The following is a 337-nucleotide window of genomic DNA, read 5'->3' as shown; positions in this document are numbered from 1 at the left end:
TTGGATTTGCTTAGGATTCGAGGAAACTGCAATGGGCTGGACTGATTTCACCCGTCGCCAATATGGCCGACGGACAGGGCGTTACGCAAGTGATCTGACGGATAGGGAATGGTCGCTGATCGTTCCGTTTATGCCGAGGCCACGCAGGCTTGGCCGGCCACGCAAAACGGRATTGCGCGAGGTTTTGAACGCATTGCTTTATATCGCATCGACCGGATGCCAATGGCGGATGTTGCCGAAAGATTTTCCACCCTATTCGACCGTGCAGGGTTATTTCTACGAGTGGCGGGCTACTGGCTTGTGGCTGCGCATCAACCATCATCTCGTTATGGAGACG

Annotated in this window: 1 protein-coding gene; it reads left to right on the top strand. The window is 54.2% G+C overall.

Going from position 1 to position 337, the window contains the following annotated elements; genetic code table 11:
- Positions 1 to 31 precede the first annotated feature (31 nt).
- On the top strand, positions 32 to 337 hold a 306-nt coding region (locus tag AB4048_RS29045), incomplete at its 3' end, for a transposase (RefSeq protein ID WP_442205383.1).

This window comes from Rhizobium sp. RAF56, from assembly GCF_052113965.1.
Lineage (GTDB): Bacteria > Pseudomonadota > Alphaproteobacteria > Rhizobiales > Rhizobiaceae > Rhizobium.
Note: the sequence above shows the minus strand (reverse complement) of the source record. Positions and strands in the feature narration are given on the sequence as shown.